The sequence below is a fragment of the Hymenobacter aerophilus DSM 13606 genome, assembly GCF_000382225.1.
GTDB lineage: Bacteria > Bacteroidota > Bacteroidia > Cytophagales > Hymenobacteraceae > Hymenobacter > Hymenobacter aerophilus.
This window is the reverse complement of sequence record NZ_KB907805.1, coordinates 74,864-91,531: the sequence shown is the minus strand read 5'-3', so window position 1 is coordinate 91,531 and position 16,668 is coordinate 74,864. Positions and strand designations below refer to the sequence as shown.

Annotated in this window: 13 protein-coding genes; 3 read left to right on the top strand and 10 right to left on the bottom strand. The window is 62.9% G+C overall.

The annotated features are described in order from the left end of the window. Positions 1-114 precede the first annotated feature (114 nt). The 4 genes from H145_RS0106180 to H145_RS0106165 all read right to left on the bottom strand — a co-directional run bounded on the left by H145_RS0106180 (position 115) and on the right by H145_RS0106165 (position 5,361). Positions 115-1,392 carry a metal-dependent hydrolase family protein gene (locus tag H145_RS0106180; protein ID WP_019947268.1) on the bottom strand — a complete coding sequence of 426 codons (1,278 nt, stop codon included), beginning with the start codon at positions 1,390-1,392 and terminating at the stop codon, positions 115-117. A 326-nt stretch (positions 1,393-1,718) separates the two neighbouring features. Further along, complete coding sequence (locus H145_RS0106175) at positions 1,719-3,968, bottom strand: S46 family peptidase (protein WP_019947267.1); 2,250 nt, start codon at positions 3,966-3,968, stop codon at positions 1,719-1,721. A gap of 216 nt (positions 3,969-4,184) precedes the next feature. Continuing rightward, a complete protein-coding gene (locus H145_RS20200) occupies positions 4,185-4,703 on the bottom strand; it encodes a YkvA family protein (protein WP_019947266.1) in 519 nt (172 codons plus the stop codon). A 145-nt stretch (positions 4,704-4,848) separates the two neighbouring features. Then, positions 4,849-5,361, bottom strand: coding sequence for a hypothetical protein (locus H145_RS0106165; RefSeq protein WP_019947265.1), 513 nt, complete (start codon positions 5,359-5,361; stop codon positions 4,849-4,851). A gap of 157 nt (positions 5,362-5,518) precedes the next feature. Between H145_RS0106165 and H145_RS0106160 the strand changes: the two genes are divergently transcribed. Beyond that, a complete protein-coding gene (locus H145_RS0106160; protein WP_019947264.1) occupies positions 5,519-6,049 on the top strand; it encodes a DinB family protein in 531 nt (176 codons plus the stop codon). A gap of 289 nt (positions 6,050-6,338) precedes the next feature. Here H145_RS0106160 and H145_RS0106150 read toward each other — a convergent pair whose 3' ends face one another. The 4 genes from H145_RS0106150 to H145_RS0106130 form a co-directional block, all read right to left on the bottom strand. Further along, positions 6,339-6,977 carry an AlbA family DNA-binding domain-containing protein gene (locus H145_RS0106150; protein WP_019947262.1) on the bottom strand — a complete coding sequence of 213 codons (639 nt, stop codon included), beginning with the start codon at positions 6,975-6,977 and terminating at the stop codon, positions 6,339-6,341. A gap of 83 nt (positions 6,978-7,060) precedes the next feature. Continuing rightward, positions 7,061-7,936, bottom strand: a complete 876-nt coding sequence (locus H145_RS0106145) for an SDR family NAD(P)-dependent oxidoreductase (RefSeq protein ID WP_083937697.1) — start codon at positions 7,934-7,936, stop codon at positions 7,061-7,063. Between the two features lie 173 nt (positions 7,937-8,109). Further along, complete coding sequence (locus tag H145_RS0106135) at positions 8,110-9,447, bottom strand: leucine-rich repeat-containing protein kinase family protein (protein WP_019947260.1); 1,338 nt, start codon at positions 9,445-9,447, stop codon at positions 8,110-8,112. Positions 9,448-9,634: 187 nt separating this feature from the next. After that, positions 9,635-10,060 (bottom strand): DUF3127 domain-containing protein, encoded by a 426-nt coding sequence (locus H145_RS0106130; protein ID WP_019947259.1) that lies wholly within the window; start codon positions 10,058-10,060, stop codon positions 9,635-9,637. Positions 10,061-10,228: 168 nt separating this feature from the next. Here H145_RS0106130 and H145_RS0106125 point away from each other — a divergent pair, with 168 nt between their 5' ends. Next, positions 10,229-11,194 (top strand): isoaspartyl peptidase/L-asparaginase family protein, encoded by a 966-nt coding sequence (locus H145_RS0106125; protein ID WP_019947258.1) that lies wholly within the window; start codon positions 10,229-10,231, stop codon positions 11,192-11,194. A 172-nt stretch (positions 11,195-11,366) separates the two neighbouring features. Here H145_RS0106125 and H145_RS0106120 read toward each other — a convergent pair whose 3' ends face one another. Both H145_RS0106120 and H145_RS20195 read right to left on the bottom strand, forming a co-directional pair. After that, positions 11,367-12,305, bottom strand: coding sequence for a cyanophycinase (locus H145_RS0106120; RefSeq protein WP_019947257.1), 939 nt, complete (start codon positions 12,303-12,305; stop codon positions 11,367-11,369). A gap of 206 nt (positions 12,306-12,511) precedes the next feature. Then, entirely contained in the window at positions 12,512-14,323 is a 1,812-nt protein-coding gene (locus H145_RS20195; RefSeq protein ID WP_019947256.1) for a M1 family metallopeptidase, read from the bottom strand. A 412-nt stretch (positions 14,324-14,735) separates the two neighbouring features. On the opposite strand from H145_RS20195, the gene H145_RS0106110 reads away from it, so the two are divergent. Further along, positions 14,736-16,511 (top strand): L,D-transpeptidase family protein, encoded by a 1,776-nt coding sequence (locus tag H145_RS0106110; protein WP_019947255.1) that lies wholly within the window; start codon positions 14,736-14,738, stop codon positions 16,509-16,511. Positions 16,512-16,668 lie beyond the last annotated feature (157 nt).

The following is a 16,668-nucleotide window of genomic DNA, read 5'->3' as shown; positions in this document are numbered from 1 at the left end:
TAGAACTGTCATTCTGAGCGGAGCGAAGAATCTCGCGTGCCAAAGTAATTCCTGATAGCAGAGTTAGCAATGCACGCGAGATTCTTCGCTCCACTCAGAATGACAGTTTTAGTGCTACTTCCCAACCACCACCCCGCCCTTTACCACCAGCCGCACCTGCCGCAACGCGCTGATGTCCTGAGTCGGGTCGCCGGAAACGGCGACCATATCGGCCAATAGGCCGGGCTTTAGCTGGCCGCGGTCGGGGAGCTGGAAGAGGCGGGCGTTGGTGCTGGTGAGGCCGCGCAGGGCCTGCAGGCTCGTCAGGCCGTACTCGCGGACCAGCAGCTCGGCTTCGCGCAGGTTGTCGCCGTGCGAGAATACGCCCACGTCGCCGCCGATGGCTAGTTCCACGCCGCTTTGCAGGGCGGCTTTCATGCTCAGGCGTTTTTGCTGGATGCGTTCGGGCTCGGGGCCGGTTCCTTTCTGCCAGCCGCGGTACTGGGCCACGGCGTCGCCGGCGGCCACGGTGGGGCAGAGGGCCACGCCGCGCTGCTTCATCAGCTTGAAAATTTCCAGCGTGCCGCCGTCGCCGTGCTCGATGGTTTGCACGCCGGCCAGCGTGGCACGCCGCATCCCTTCGGGCGTGCAGGCGTGGGCCACCACGGGCCGGCCGGCACTACGGGCGGTCTGCACAATCAGGTTCAGCTCGTCCTGCGAAAACGTGGGCCGGCTGGGCTCGTTGGGCCCCCAGCGGTAGTCGGCGTACACCTTGATAATGTCGGCGCCCTTGCCGATTTGCTCGCGCACGGCCCGGATGAGGCTGTCGGTACCGTCGGCTTCCTGAGCCCCCTGGGGCACCTCAATATCAGCGGAAAGCTTGGGGCCATACGAGCCGGTAGCTACCAGCGCGCGGGTGGCCACCAGCAGCCGCGGCCCCGGAATCAGGCCCTGGGCTATGGCCTGCTTGAGGCCCACATCGGCGTAACCGGCCCCCTCGGTGCCCAGGTCGCGGGCGGTGGTGAAGCCGGCGGCCAGCGTGGCGCGGGCGTGCGCCGTGGCCCGCGCCACGCGCAGCGCCTCCGATTCGAGCAGCACCTGGTCGTTCCAGGGCGTTTCGTTGTAGGGGTGCAGCAGCAGGTGGCTATGGCCTTCGATGAGGCCGGGCAGCAGCGTGAGGCCCGGCAGCTCCAGCACCCGCACGCCGGCCAGGGCAACCAGTTTGGCCGCCGGTCCAACGGCCTTTACCTTGTCGCCCTCCGTCAGTACAGCCCAGCCGGCGTGCAGCGTCTGGCCATCGAACACGGCGGCGGGGCGCAACAGCAGCGCAGTAGGCGGGGCGGGGGTGGTTGGCTGAGCCCGCAACGGGCCGGCAGTCAGCAGGACAAAGGCAGCAAGCAGAAACGGGCGCACGGGCAGCGGGAGGAATTGGGGTGGTGCCTAAAGCTACAATACTCGCCGGAGTTTGTGGTGTGGCTGGCGCTACTTTCCAGCCCCAGCGGGGCGACAAATCGGTAGCTGGTAAATCAGCCCTGCACAGCAAAGCCCCGGCGGGGCGACACAACCGGTTCAACGATTGGTGTCGCCCCGCCGGGGCTCTGCTGTTCTTATAGCTTCTTCACTACCGATATATCGCCCCGCTGGGGCTGAAATGTCGATAAATGGGGAAGACTGGCCTTTTCAATTTGGTAGGTTATTCTTCTGAGAGAAAAAATAACCTACCAAATTGAAAACGACTGTTACGCTTTTTTGCGCTTCACTTTCACCTTCTTCAGCTTCTTGTCGGGCGTCGCTTCGGTGGCCGAATCGGGGGCGCCGACGAGGATCATTTCCTTCACCAGGTGGCCGGCGCCGGCGTATTTATCTACCACGAACAGCATGTAGCGCACGTCGAGGGTGATGTTGCGCACGCGGTCGGGGTCGAACATGATGTCGGACATGGTGCCTTCCCAGTTGCGGTCGAAGTTGGTGCCAATCAGCTCGCCGCGGCCGTTGATGACGGGCGAGCCGGAGTTGCCGCCGGTGGTGTGGTTGGTGGCGATGAAGCATACCGGCACCGAGCCTTTGTAAGCGTACGGACCGTAGTCCTTGCTCTTGTACAATTCTGCGAGGCGGGCCGGTACTTCAAAGTCCGGGTTGGTGGGGTCGGCCTTCTCCATGATGCCGTCGAGGGTCGTGTAGAAATCGTACTGCACGCCGTCGGCGGGCTCGTAGCCGGCCACCTGGCCGTAGGCGAGGCGCAGGGTGGAGTTGGCATCGGGGTAGAACTTGCGCTCGGGCTGCTGGAGGCGCAGGCCGGCTACGTAGGTCCGCTGGAGCAGGGCAATCTGGTCGGTGGCCACGTTGTAGGTGGGCAGGATGGCCGTGCGGTAGTTATTCACAATGGCCGCGGCGAGCTTCATGGCGGGGTCCTGGCGCAGCGCATCGTACTTGCCGGCCGCTACCTCATCGAGCACCGCGTAGGCGCTGGCCTCCGAGGTGAGGCGCGACTTGCCGTAGAGTTGGGCTACGTAGGAATTCCAGCCGGTGGTGGCGTACTGCTTCTGCAACTCCTTCACGTAGGCAGGCAGCAGCGCGGCCGGGGTGCCGTTGGCATAGAGCGGCAGCAGCTGGGCGGCTACTTTCTGGTCGGTGGGGGCGCTGTAGTTCTTGAAGAACCGCACGGAGCCATTTTTGGCTTTTTCCACGGCGGCGGTTAGCTCGGCGGCGGGTACTTTGGCGCCGCTGGTGGTCAGCTCGTACACCGGCAGCAGGCTGTTGGCGTAGGCCAGCAGCTCCACGCCCAGGGCCGCCTCGCTCACGTAGTCGCGGGCCAGGGTGTAGTCGCGCACGGTGGCGTACTGCTGCTGCAATTCGGGCAGCAGGCCGGCGAAGGTGGCGCGGCGGGCCGCATCGCCCGACTCGGCCCAGCGCTGAAACTCGGCTTCGCGCTCTTGCTTCACGCGCACGGCGTCGAGCTTGCGCAGGCCGCGGTTTTCGCCAATCCACTTTTTCCAGTAGTTGGCCAGGCTGGCATACTTGGCGGCGTACTGAATCCGGATTTTATCCGACGCCTTCATATCAATGTCGAGCTGCTTGAGCTTGGCGTCGCGCACGGCAATTTTGGCCGGGTTCGAGAGCGAATACACCTCATCGACGCCCCAGCTGGTGAGGTACTCGTTGGTGCGGCCGGGGAAGCCGAACACCATCGTGAAGTCGCCGGGCTGCACGCCGGCCAGCGAAATGGGCAGGTGGTAGCGGGGCTTGAAAGGCTTGTTGGTGGGCGAGTAGGGGGCCGGCTTGTTGTCGGGGCCGGCATAAATGCGGAACAGGCTGAAGTCGCCGGTGTGGCGGGGCCAGGCCCAGTTGTCGGTGTCGCCCCCAAACTTGCCGATGCTGCTCGGCGGCGCGCCCACCAGCCGGATGTCCTGGAACACCTCCGTCACGAACATATAGTACTCGTTGCCATTGAACATGGGCCGCACGAAGGCCTGGTAGCCGGTTCCCTGCACGGCGGCCTGGGCCACGCGCTGGCTGTTCTGCAGCACCAGCTGCTCGCGCTGGGCCTCGGCAATACCGGTAGCCGGAATACCGGCCAGCACCTGGCCCGTAACGTCCTCCATGCGCACGATAAAGGTGGCCGTGAGGCCCGGGTTGGGCAACTCCTGGCCGGGCGTCATGGCCCAGTAGCCCTTGGTCAGGTAGTCGTTTTCGACCGACGAGTGGCTCTGAATCTGGCCGTAGCCGCAGTGGTGGTTGGTGAGCAGCAGGCCCTGGTCGGAAATAACTTCGCCGGTGCAGCCGCCGCCAAACTGCACAATGGCATCTTTGAGGCTGCCCTGGTTGATGGAGTAAATCTGCTCGGCCGTCAGCTTGAGGCCTTTTTTCTGCATGTCGGCCTCGTTGAGCTGCTTGAGCAGCAGCGGCAGCCACATGCCTTCGTCGGCGCGGGCCGAAAGGGTGGTGAGAAGGGTGAGGGCCAGCAGCGCCAGCCGGGAGCGTAAGGTCATGAAAACGGAAATGGGTGGAAAGATCAGGACGCTAATTTACGCCTTTAGCTGCTTCCGGGCCGGGCGAATAGGTTTCTTTAACCCGGCGAATAGCTTTCCCGCAGAGGTGCGCAGAGGTTTTTGCAGAGGGCGCAGAGGCAACGAAAACGCCCACCCGAAAATCGGGCGGGCGTCAAAAAATCAGCGCAATCAGGCCAATCAGCGCCAATCAGTGATTCAGGAATGACCTATTTCGGCTACGGCGGGCAGTTGCTCGGCCTTGGTGTACGACTCGTTGAGCTGGCTGGCAGCTGACGCCGCAGCCGAAGCCTCGGTGGCGTGGGTGCCTTCCCACTCTCGGAACTTCTCCAACTCGTCCTGAAACTTGTCAACGAACCAACTGATCAGGGCCAGATCATCCAGAAAGCCTACTACCGGAATAAAATCAGGTACCAGATCAATGGGGCTGAGCACGTACAGCAGCACGCCCAGGCCCGAAACGATGGTGCTGGTTTCCACCTGCCGGTAGTCGCCGCTCACGTAGTTGCGCACCAGCCGGATAAGCGTGTAGGCTACCGAGAAAAGCTGCTTGAACTTGTTGTCGCCGCTTTCCTTACTGGCAAGCTTGTCGGCCGTTTCGTTGAGCACGAGGATGACCTTGAACGGGCGGCCCAGCAGCTTGCCGGCTTTGTTGATGAAGACGCTGAACAGCGCGTTTTTGGAAATGGCAAGTCCTTTCCCGATAAGTGAAGACATAGAGTGATTTTTAAGTCGGACTTACGGGGGCGGGGGATTGGGGGTTGTTGTGGGGATTGAAAAGGTGGGAAGGGTTTTTGGAAAGTGCCAGAAGGGATATAGTGGTTAGTAGTTTATTTAATGAATTTGATACTCCTAATGCATTTTATTTGTTCCATATTATATTTGCTATATCATCAGTTGATAATTCAAAATACTTGCCATGGCTATCCTGTTGTCGATTGAAGAAGCTGTATTTATACTTTTTGAAATTTATTTTTAGAAAACTGAAGTAGTATTCATGAATGCAATGATTGAAATGGCTATCAGCTGTTTTGTGCGCTTCTGGATTAGCAGAATCCACGTTATGCTTTAATCTGTTAATGATTTCAGTTAATTCAGCCCGCGTAATATTTTCAATTTTAATGGGGTATGGCAGAGCGATTCTATAGGCCAGCGTTTCTGCTCCTTCTTCCTCCCACCATTCCCAAAGATTAAATTCCGACATATCCTTCCCGGTGAGTTGATGCAAGGCGCTTGCGAGGCCTGTATATTGGGTGTTGTTTTCATCCCCATTCTTCTCGCAGTCGTCAGCATATTTCAGAATGAGACGTAGAATTTCTGGATACAACATTCTGGCGATTTCAACCTTCGGTTCTATTTCTTGTCGTAGTATCATATTCTCAATGGAATAAACCCTGTTCTATAACGTGAAAAACCTGGAAGCGGGTCTGGAATGAGAGGCTGTTCCGGGCCTAAGTCAGTGCGGGCTAGGTTTGCCGCCAGTACCAGCGTGTGCTATGTTGCGGGAAACCCTAATGCCCTATCTTCGGGCCATGAGCTCCTTCCTGACTCCGCCTGCTGCCACCGAGTACGCCCCATTCTACGCCCACTACGTGCGCCTGGCCGGCGCCGACCCGCTGCAGGCTCTGCGTGCCCAGCCCCTGGAGCTAGAGCGGCTGCTGGCGGGCCTCACCGACGAGCAGGCGCGGTTTCGGTACGCGCCGGGCAAGTGGAGCATCAAGGAAAAACTGGTGCATATGGTGGATACGGAGCGCATTTTCGCCTACCGCGCCCTGCGCATTGCCCGCGGCGACGCTACGCCGCTGGCCGGCTACGAGCAGGATGATTACGTGCCCCTCTCGGATGCCGACGCCCGCCCGCTAGCCGATATTCTGGCCGAATATACGGCCGTGCGGGCTGCCACACTCTGCCTGTTCGAGTCGTTGGGGGCCGTGGCCGCCGAGCGGTGCGGAACGGCCAGCGGCCACCCGGTGAGCGTGCGCGCTCTGGTGTATATGCTGGCCGGCCACGAGGCGCACCATCTGCAGCTACTGCAGGAACGCTACCTGCCCCAGCTGGCGTAGCCGCCCGCTACGCCCGGCCAGGCGGGGCGTGCCAATGCAACACGTTTCAACGCCAAGCGTTATCTTGGACGAATTCACCCCTAAACCCTACCACTATGGCTAAAGCCCAGGACGCCCGCAAAGAAAAAAAGAAGGAGCCGGCCAAAACCACCAAGGAGAAAAAAGCCGCCAAAGACGAGAAAAAGGCCCTCAAGTCCCGTCAGCAGGACTAATCCGTGCATTTAAAGAACGCACCAAAAAGGCGCGGTAACTTCGGTTGCCGCGCCTTTTTGGTTTTGAAGCGGGGTTTTCAGAAAGTGTAATACACTTCCTTCTGCTTGTCGTGGTGCTTGATGTAGCCGTGCAGCGTGAGCTTGATGAGGGTGCGGTGGGCGCGGCGCTGCCCAATGTTGAGCAGCTTCTGGTACTGGGCCAGCGTGATACGCGGGTGCTGACGCAGATACTCCAGTACGGCCAGCTCTTCGCGGTTGAGTGGAATTCGCTCGAAGCGGCCGGTTTCGGGGGCGGCTTCGCGCTCCAGCACTTTCTCGGTGAGCTGGCTGGTTTGCACGCTCTGGTCGCGTACCCGCACATAGGCCCGCCAGTCGCCGTCGGCTACCTGGGCGCGGTGGGGCTTGGCGGCGCTTTCGGGCACGGTAACTATCAGCACGGTCCGGCCCTCATGGTCTTCCACGGCCCGAAACTGCAGCTGCTCATCCAGGGGCGGGTCGATGTAGTGACGGGCGGCTTCGCGCAACTGGTAGAGTTCCTCCTCCACGTCGCGCACGCCCGTTACCCGGCCTTTGTCATCGACGCCCACCAGCACCCGGCCGCCGCGGGTGTTGGCCAGCGAAGCCAGCGTGCGGGCAATGCGGTTGGGACGGGTGGTGCGCTGCTTGAATTCCAGCCGCTCGCCCTCGCCCTGCCGGATAAGTTCGAGTAAATCCATAGCCAACCAACAGCTTCAGGGGCTAAAATGTCCGAAGTTTTCGTGCGCCAACTGTGGTGCCGGCGCCGGGCCCGACGGCGCGGCTACTCGATGCCGGTTTCCTCGGCCGAAATCTTCCAGAGGCGGCTGGCTTCGGTAGGACTGCAGGCGCGGTCGGAGCAGCGCGCCACCCGGCGGCCGGCAAAGTACTGCCCGTTCAGGCGGGCAGCCTCGGGCGCGGCGGCCAGAAAGAGCGTGGTTTCGGCGCCTTTCTCGGGCGTCACCATCAGCGGCCGCGCCAGCCACCACAGGGCCTTCATCACGGCCGAAGTGTCGGGACGCATCAGGGCCGTATCCACCATGCCCGGATGCAGGCAGTTGGCGGTGATGTTGGTAAGGTCGAGGCGGTGGGCCAGCTCTTTGGTGAACAGGATGTTGGCCAGCTTGGAATCGGCGTAGGCCGTCAGCCAGCTATATTTTTCGGGCGAGTTGCGCACTTCCTGCTCGGGCTCAATCTCGCCCACCCAGTGCGCCACCGACGACACCGTGACCACCCGGGCCCGCTCGGCGGCTTCAAGCAGCGGCAGCAGCAGGTTGGTGAGGGCATAGGGGGCCAGGTGGTTGGTGGCCCAGCTTAACTCGTGCCCCTCATCGGTAAGGGTGAAGCGGCCGGGCATGATGCCAGCGTTGTTCACCAGAATATCCAATTGGCTGAATTCCTGCTGCATCTGCTCGGCCAGCGTGCGCACGTTGCGCAGCAGCGACAAATCGAAGCACTTGACGTGCACTTCCGCCTCGGGCCCCGCGGCCTGCCGAATGGCCTCCTGCGCCCGGCCGGCCTTTTCGGCGTCGCGACCCACCAGCACCACGGCGGCGCCACGGCGGGCTAGTTCGCGGGCCGTTACCAGGCCAATGCCGCTGGTAGCGCCGGTTACCAGGGCCGTCTGGCCCGCCAGCGGCCGCAAGGAATCTGAACTCATACGGAAATTATGCTAAAATACTCAGGAAGCAGCCAGGGCGGTTTGCCGGCTTTGCCAGTGGACCAGGCGGGCGATAAACTGCCGCAGCAGCCCGATAAAACTCATGCCGGTTGCCCGCCGCTATCAACAACTGCGCCAGTGAGGCTACAACGTAGAAACCTTGGTCCGGGGTTTCAGCCGGCCAGCTGCTGCAACTCCCGCAGCCGCTGGCTGACCTCGGCCAGCCGGGGACGCGCCGCTACCTGCGGCTGCTGGCAGCGGGCCTGCCAGTCGCGCAGCTCGGCCAGGGTGGCGGCAGTTTCGGGCCGGACCGGGCAACGGTCGAGCAGCTCTTCCAGCAGATTACCAAAGGCCCGGCTTTCGAGGAGTGGCAACAGTTCGGTGGCTTCGGGGCTGGTCGGGGGTATGAAGCCGGCTGCCCCAAAGTCGCCGAGCAAAGCCGCGCCCGTGTTGGTGGCCAGGATGTTGTGGGCGTACAGGTCGCCGTGTACAATACCGCGGCCGTGCAGCTGGGCTGCCGCCGCGGCAATACCACCGGCCAACTGTAGCAGCGCGGGCAGCTCGAACCGGGTGGCGGGCGCGTACTCGTCGCGGGTGCAGCTGGCCAGGGTGGGCGGGCCGGCCAGATTCGTAAACTCCGGCCCAATCAACTCCAGCACCAGGCCCTCGGTGCCGGCCGGGTGGCCGGTCAGGCGGCCTTCCACGGCAATCAGGTTGGGGTGAAGGCCGGCACGCAGGCAGGCCAGCATTTCGCAGTGCGGCAGCCCGTCGCTCGTTACGGCGCCCTTAAACAGCTTGAGCGCCACCTGCTGCGAAGCCGCCGAAGCGGGCTGCCAGTGGGCGCGGTAAATCAGGCCCGACGCCCCTTCGCCCAGCATAGCCCCCGGCTGCAGCTCATCCCAGGCAATAGCCGGGCGGGCCGGATGCGCTTCGGCGGCGGCCTCGGCTTCGGCGGTTAGCGGGTTGCCGGCAAAGGCCAGCCAGCTCAGCCGTGGCATGTTCAGCAGCCAGGTTGGCAGCTCGGTCAGCGCGTTGGCAGCCAGGCGCAGCAGCTCCAGGTTGAGGCAGCGGGCCAGCTCAGGCGGCAGGGTCCGCAGCCGGTTGCCGGCCAGCATCAGCTTCTGCAGGCGCGGGCAGTTGCCAATTTCCGCGGGCAGAGCTTCCAGGGCATTATCAGTCAGGATAAGCCAGCGTAGCCGCGGCGGCAGCGCGGCACCCGGTAGCTCCTGGATGCGGTTGGCCTTGAAGCCCACCATTTCCAGGTTCGGGCACTGACCCAGCACTTCGGGCACGCGCTCGAACTGGTTGTCGGAGGCGAACAGCACCCGCAGCCGGTGCAGCCGGGGCAGCTCGGCCGGCAGTTCACGCAACGCGTTGCCCGAAAGGTTGAGCACTTCGAGCGTATCGGCCAGCGTAAATATCTCCGGCGGAAACTCGGTCAAGCCCTCGGCCAGATCCAGCCGGGTAGCGCCGGCCAGCTCGCCGGCCCGTAATTGTGCAAGCGTATGCATAGGTTGAGTGGGGTGGAAGGGGCCGAGGCGCACGCAGGCGCCAGCAGCCGCAAGGCACGAAAAAGCCGCTGCCAGTTGCGGCAGCGGCTTTTTATTTAGGAGTTGGAAGTCAGTAGCTCGAAGCTAGAATGGAGCCAGCATACTGCAGAATATATTCTAGCTCCTAGCTTCTATCTCCTGACTTCTCTTAGAAGGGCAGGTCGTTGTCGTCGTCCGAGGCAATCGGGGCGGCCGAGGCGCGCAGGTTGGGGTTCTGGTTTTGGGCGGGAGCAGCAGCGCGCGGGGCGGCCTGCTGGTAGCCACCACCGCCCTGCTGGGGAGCAGCAGCGCCACCCGCGGAGTTCTCGATGCGCCAGGCTTCGAGGTTGGTGAAGTACAGCATCTGGCCGTTCTTGTTGAAACCGCGGCCGCGCAGGTTGAACGACACCTTCACTTCGTCGCCCACTTTAAACGGGTCGATGAGGGCCGTCTTGTCCTGCACCGTCTGGAACTTGATATGCTCGGGGTACTGGCCGTCGATAACTTCCAATACAAATTCACGCTTGCGGAATTTTTCGCTCACCTGCTGTTCGTCGAAAATTTCGTGCAGGCGGCCGGTAGCTTCGTAAGCCATAGTAGTAAGTCTAGGGGGTGTTGGGGATGTTGAAACAGTAAACCAAACCTACGAAAAAAAATGCGGTTGGTTCGGGCCCGTTTCGGGCGTTAGTCCGGCCGCCGGCCCCATCGGGCTGCCTACCTTTGCCTTGCGCTTTCCCGCATCCACCCAAATCTTTTTTGCCCCATGACTCCAACTTTCGCCCTGGCCCTGCACGGTGGTGCCGGCACCATTTCGCCCGCCCAGATGACGCCCGAAAAAGAGCAGGCCTACCAGGCCGCCCTGCACGAAGCCCTGCGCAGCGGCTACGCGGTGCTGGCCGGCGGCGGCTCCGCCCTCGACGCCGTAGAGCAGGCCGTGCTCCGCCTCGAAGACTGCCCGCTGTTCAATGCCGGCCGGGGCGCGGTGTTCACCCACGACGGCCACCACGAAATGGACGCCGCCATCATGGACGGCCGCAACCGGGCGGCCGGGGCCGTGGCCGGCGCCCGGCAGGTGCAGAACCCCATCCGGGCCGCCCGCCTCGTGATGGAGCAGACCGAGCACGTGCTGCTGGCCTGGCCCGGCGCCGACGAGCTGGCCCGCGAGCACGGCCTGGCCATGCAGCCGGCCGACTACTTTTTCACCCAGCACCGCTACGACCAGTTGCAGGAGGCGCTGCAGGAGGGCCGCATGCGCCTCGACCACTCGCAGGCCCAGGCCGGCAGCGGTGGGAGCGAGGACCCGAAAAAGAAAATGGGCACGGTAGGCGCGGTGGCTCGCGACCAGCACGGCCACCTGGCCGCCGCCACCAGCACCGGCGGCATGACCAACAAGCGCTACTCGCGCATCGGCGACTCGCCCATCATCGGCAGCGGCACCTTCGCCGACGACCGCACCTGCGCCATCAGCTGCACCGGGCACGGCGAGTTTTTCCTGCGGGCCGTAGTGGCCCACGACATCAGCTGCCTGATGGAGTACCGGGGCCTGAGCCTGGCCGAAGCCTGCCGCATAGTAGTGCACGACAAGCTGGCGCCCATCGGGGGCGAGGGCGGGCTGGTGGCCGTGGATGCGGCCGGCAATGTGGCGCTGCCCTTCAACTCCGAGGGCATGTACCGCGCCAGCCAGACCTCCCGCGACGCGGCTCCGTTCGTGGCCATTTACAAGGGTTGAGCCGCGCCGTTTTTCTGCGCCCTATATATAAGGAGTAGCCGCACCGGCTTACCGGCACCTTTAATGACCTTTCTTGCCAACTGCTGGATTTGTGCCCTTGGCAGGAAATGGAAAAATAAAAACCCTGTTTCCTAACAGGAAACAGAGTTTTTATACATATGGGTAAGGTGAGTTATCCGGCTATAGCGGGGGCGTTGGCGGGCTGGGTGGCCTCAATCCGGGCCGATTCGGCGGCCTGCTGCTGCAGCTTCAGGTCGGGGAAGAAGCGGCGCTGCGCCACGTCGTAGAGGTTGCCCTGCACCAGCACGTGCAGCAGCATGTTTTCTACCGAAATGCCCTCGCCCTTCTGGGCGGCGGCGGCATTGCTATGCTCCAGCTGGTGCCCGTCCATAATCACCACCATGTTCGAGCCGATGGTTTCGAGCTGGTTGCCCCCGGTGATGAGCATGCCCGTATCCTCGCCCAGCCCGATGCCGATAAGCTTGGGGTGCAAAGCCACGGCCTCAATGAGTCGGCCGAAGCGCCCGCGCTTCACGAAGTGCGAGTCGATAATAACGTTGTCGATCAACCCCAGGCCGCTGCCCATTTTCACGGCGCCCTTCATCAGAGCATCGGGCACGCTGCCGCCTTTAATCATGGTTTTCGACATGCCCATGGCCCCGGCCGAGGTGCCGGCCACCACAAAGTTGGCCGTCGTCTGGTAGCGGTGCTTGAGGGCGGCCAGAAACTCGGTGCCGCCAAAAATCTGCACCAGCCGCGACTGATTGCCGCCCGACATCATCACGATATCGGCCTGGCGGATGCGCTCCACGTAATCGGGGCGCAACGCATCTTCGCGGGTGCGGATGTCGAGCACGTTCACGTTGTTGCAGTTGAGCATCGTGAACGAGGAAATATAAACGCGGGCCACCTCGTCGGGAATCATGGAAGCGGTGGTGATAACCTCAATGCGCGGGTCTTCTTTTCCCGATTCGAGCACTACGCGCTTGAGGATACCCAGCTCAAAAAAGTTGAGGTAGTATTTCTTCTTGGTGCGCGGATTGGGGTAAGTACCCTTATCCTCGTTGCCACCAATGGCAATGAGCTTGCCGAGCGGTCTGACGTTTTTCAAAACAGAAAGCACTTTAAACGGCGGAACAAAACGGTACCCGCGGCCCAAACCGTGCAAGGTTCGGGCCACTCGGGCCACTTCCGCGAAAACAAAAGAACAAGCCCGCGCCCCGTCTGGCAGCGCCCGAAGGCAGCCGGCCGGGGCGCGGCAAAGGGGTAATAAACAAAAAAGCGCCGAAAAGGGTCCGCTTCCAACCAAAAAAACTACTAGCCCACGGCCGGGCGGCCCAGCAGGGCATCGAGCGTGCTGGTGGCCACGGCGTGGTAGTTGGGCCGGGCCTCGGCGTACAGCTGGCGGGCCCGGGCGGGGCCATTGTTGGGGGAAGCCAGCAGGGCTTTATAGAGCGGGGTGAGGAATTTGCGGCGGCCCACCCGCGTAAGGAAGCGGTGCAACGCCGCCTCGGCCGGGGCGTAGCCGGTGGCAATGGTGCGCGGCAGCCAGGCGGCCAGTATCTCGGAGTTGCCCGAATTGGTGAAGCCGAAAGCCGCGTCCAGCTCGCCCAGCTGCGCCGTCGTCGCGCCGGCGGGCAGGTTGTGCAGGAAGCGCACCCACTCGTGGCTGCTCCAGTCGGCGGTGGGCAGGCGGCTGGCGGGCGTGCCGTTCTGCCAGTTCTGGCTGGCCGCATCGACGGCCGCAAACCGCGCGGAGGCCACCGGCGGGGCGTTGTCGGGAATGCCGGGACCGTAAATCCACTGCTCGGGCCGGAGCCGGGCTTCGAGGCCGGGGTGCTGGTCGAGCAACTCGCGGCGCAGGTAGCGCAGGAATGAGGCCGTGTCCATGCTCTGGAAGGCGTGGCGGGCGAAGTACTCCTTTATAAAGGAGTCGAGGGCGGCGCGGCCCACCAGCTGCTCCAGCGTCAGCAGGAAATAATCGCCTTTCTCGTAGGCAATGTCGGTGAGGCCCTCGTCGGGGTCGCGGCCGGCCAGGTTCAGGTGCAGGTGGGTGTCGGGGCTTTCGGGGCCGAGGTCGGCCAGCGTGTGCAGCAGCTCGGCGTGGCCCAGGGCCTGGAGCATCTCGGCGTAGGGCCGGCCGTAGAGGCGCTCCATAATGCGGCGCTCAAAATACACGGTGAAGCCCTCATTCAGCCAGAAGTCGTTCCAGGTGGCATTCGTCACGAGGTTGCCGCTCCAGGAGTGCGCCAGCTCGTGCGCCACGAGGCTGGTCAGGCTTCGGTCGCCGGCCAGGATGGTGGGCGTGACAAACGTGAGGCGCGGGTTTTCCATGCCTCCAAACGGGAAGGAGGGCGGCAGTACCAGCAAATCGTACCGTTCCCAGCGGTAGGGGCCGTACAGCTGCTCGGCGGCGGCCACCATCTGCTCCAGGTCGGCAAACTCGTCGACGGCGCCGGGCAGCGTGGCCGGCTCGGCGTACACACCGGTGCGCGCACTCAGCGGCGCAAACTGCAAATCGCCCACGGCCAGCGCCATCAGGTAGGCCGGAATGGGCTGCTCCATCCGAAACTCGTACTGGCCGCTGGCGCTGAGCTGCTGCGGATTGCTGGCGCTCATCAGCGCCAGCAGCTCGGCGGGCACCGTAATCCGGGCTTCGTAGGTGAAGCGCACGCCCGGCGAATCCTGGCAGGGCAGCCAGGTGCGGGCCAGAATAGCCTGCGACTGCGTGAACAAAAACGGGCTGGTGCCGGCCGTCTGCGCGGGCTGCAGCCACTGCAGCGCCGCCGCGCCGGGCCCGGTGCGGTAGCGCACCGTAACGGTCGTGGTGTCGGCTTCGAGCGGTATGCGCAGGGCCTGGCCCAGCACCAGGTCGGCGGGGCCCAGCTCGAACTCGGCGGGCGTTCCGGCGTCGGCCTCGCCAAGCAGCACCTCTTCAATGAGCAGGTCGCGCGCGTCGAGCAGCAACTCGGAAGCCGTGGTGGCCGACCGGTGCAGCTGCCAGGTGGCGTGGCCGGCCAGCGTTTGGGTGGCGAAGTCGACGGTGAGCTGCAGCTGCAGGTGCCGGACGCTGACCTCGGCGGGGCGGGCGTGGCTGTGCGGGTCGGTTGGGCCGGAAGATGGATTCATAGAGCGGGAAGATGAAATTGAGCGGGGAAGTAAAACGGAAAGTCAAGTAGATGAAGCGCGGCCGGGGGCGTACTCAAAGCCAGCCCGAAGCCGAAGCAGGGAGCCGCACCGAACGCCATCCTGTTCAGAGCCGCTGTTCGGCAAACATTCGGCAACCGGTCGGAGCCGGGCGCCGGCCCCGCTGCTAGCTACTACGCCCGTCGCGCCCGAATTGATGCCGCGGCCGGGCCGAACCACGCCTTTAGCCGGGGGCGCAGTCAGGCGAAATCTGCTAACTTGCTGCCTGCGGAAAGAAACGTGCGGCAACTCCTCCGTGCCGAACGCAGTAGAAAGCCCGAACCGCTGCCGCCGTCCCTGCGTTGGGCAGGTAGCAGTAGGCTGACTTCTGTTTCTTTCCCGATTATTTCCTCTCATGATTCCATTCTCCCATACTTTCTTTCGAACCTCTTTCGGCTTCTGGCTGCTGAGCTTTTTCGTGCTCACGGCCACCGTGTCGTGCAGCCAGGACCAGCAGGCCCGGGTGAAGGACGGCGTGCAGGCGGCCCTGCCCGATGCGCTGACCAAGGCCGGCGGCCCCCAGCCCACGCTCGACAGCGTGTACGTGGTGCGCTACATGAGCACCGAGCCCCGCTTCAAAACCCAGATCGACTGGGCCAAGAAGTTCTATAAGGCCCGCGACTTCCGGCTGGGCTGGTTCCGCAACCACGAGTTGGTGCCGCAGGCCGAAACCATGCTCGGCGTCATCGGCAAAGCCGCCGACGAAGGCCTCAATCCCAAAGATTATCAGGTAGTTGACTTCGCTCCCTTGTTGAAGGAGCTGGAGGCCGCCAAAAACGACACCACCCGCCGCAACGCGCTGGAAAAGAAGATTGACGTCGCCCTGTCGGCCACGTACTTCAACTACGCCTCCGATTTCTACCGGGGCACCGTCGACCCGCGGGCCATTAAGTCCATCGACTGGGACGTGAAGCGCAACAAGGTGAAGCTGCACAAGGCCCTGATGACCATCCTGAAGGAGCGCGAAAGCACCTACGGCTACTACGATTTCGAGCCCCTGCACCCCGAGTACGACCGGCTGAAAAAGGCCCTGGCCGATTACCGGGAGCTGGAGCGCAAGGGCGGCTGGCCCACTATTCCAGCCGGCACCAGCCTCAGGCCCGGCGCCAGCTCGCCGGCCGTCGCCGCGTTGCGCGGCCGCCTGCTGGGCCCCGACGCTGCCGCTCCGGCCCCCGCCGAAACGCCGGCCGTTGCCGTGAGCAACAAGCCCGGCCAACCCGCCAGCCCGGCCCCTGCTGCCCAGGTCTACGACCCGCAGCTGGTGGCCGCCGTGAAGGAATTTCAGCAGCTTAATGGCCTGAAGCCCGATGGGGTAGTGGGCGGCGAAACCCTGCGCGAGCTCAACGTGCCGCTGGGGCAGCGCATCCAGCAAATCATGATGAACATGGAGCGCTGGCGCTGGATTCCGAAGAAATTCGAACCCGACTATCTGCTGGTAAACATTCCGGAGTACACCCTGCACATTGTGGAGGACGGCAAGGAAGCCTTCAAGATGCCGGTTATTGTGGGCAAGAAACTGAACGCAACGCCCATCTTCTCCGACAAAGTGGAGTTTGTGGTGCTGGCCCCTTACTGGAACGTGCCCTGGAGTATCATCGATAAGGAGCTACGCCCGAAGCTGGCCGCCAACCCCCAGGCCACCCTCGACCGCCTCGATATGGAAGTGGTGAAGGGCTGGGGCGCCAAGGCCACGCCCGTTAATGCCAGCAGCATCGACTGGGCCAACCTGCAGCAGAAGGACTGGAAGTACACGCTGCGCCGCCGCCCCGGCCCCAAAAATGACCTGGGCAACGTGAAGTTCATCTTCCCCAACTCCAACGATATCTACCTCCACGATACGCCCAACGACCAGCTCTTCAGCCAGACCAAGCGGGGCTTCAGCCACGGTTGCGTGCGCGTGGCCGAGCCGCTGCGCTTGGCCGAATACCTGCTGCGCGACAAGGCGGGCTGGGATGCACAAGCTATCAACGACGCCATTGCTACCCGCCAGGAGAAGTACGTGACGCTGCCCGAGAAGCTACCCGTGTACTTGGTTTACTTCACCACCTGGGTTGATGACGCCGGCAAGTTGCATTTCCGCGACGATATCTACGGCCACGACAAAGCGCTGGCCAAAGAGTACTTCAACTAGCCATCCGATAACCCAGCCATTTCCAATAGGCTGATAAAGCAAAGGCCCCCGCCTCACGCGTTATGCGTAGGGTGGGGGCTTTTGCGTTGCCAGGATAGTGAGTATGCGTGTGCTGACTACTGGTTAGAAGGGTGGAATCAATCAGAGAGCAGAGGTC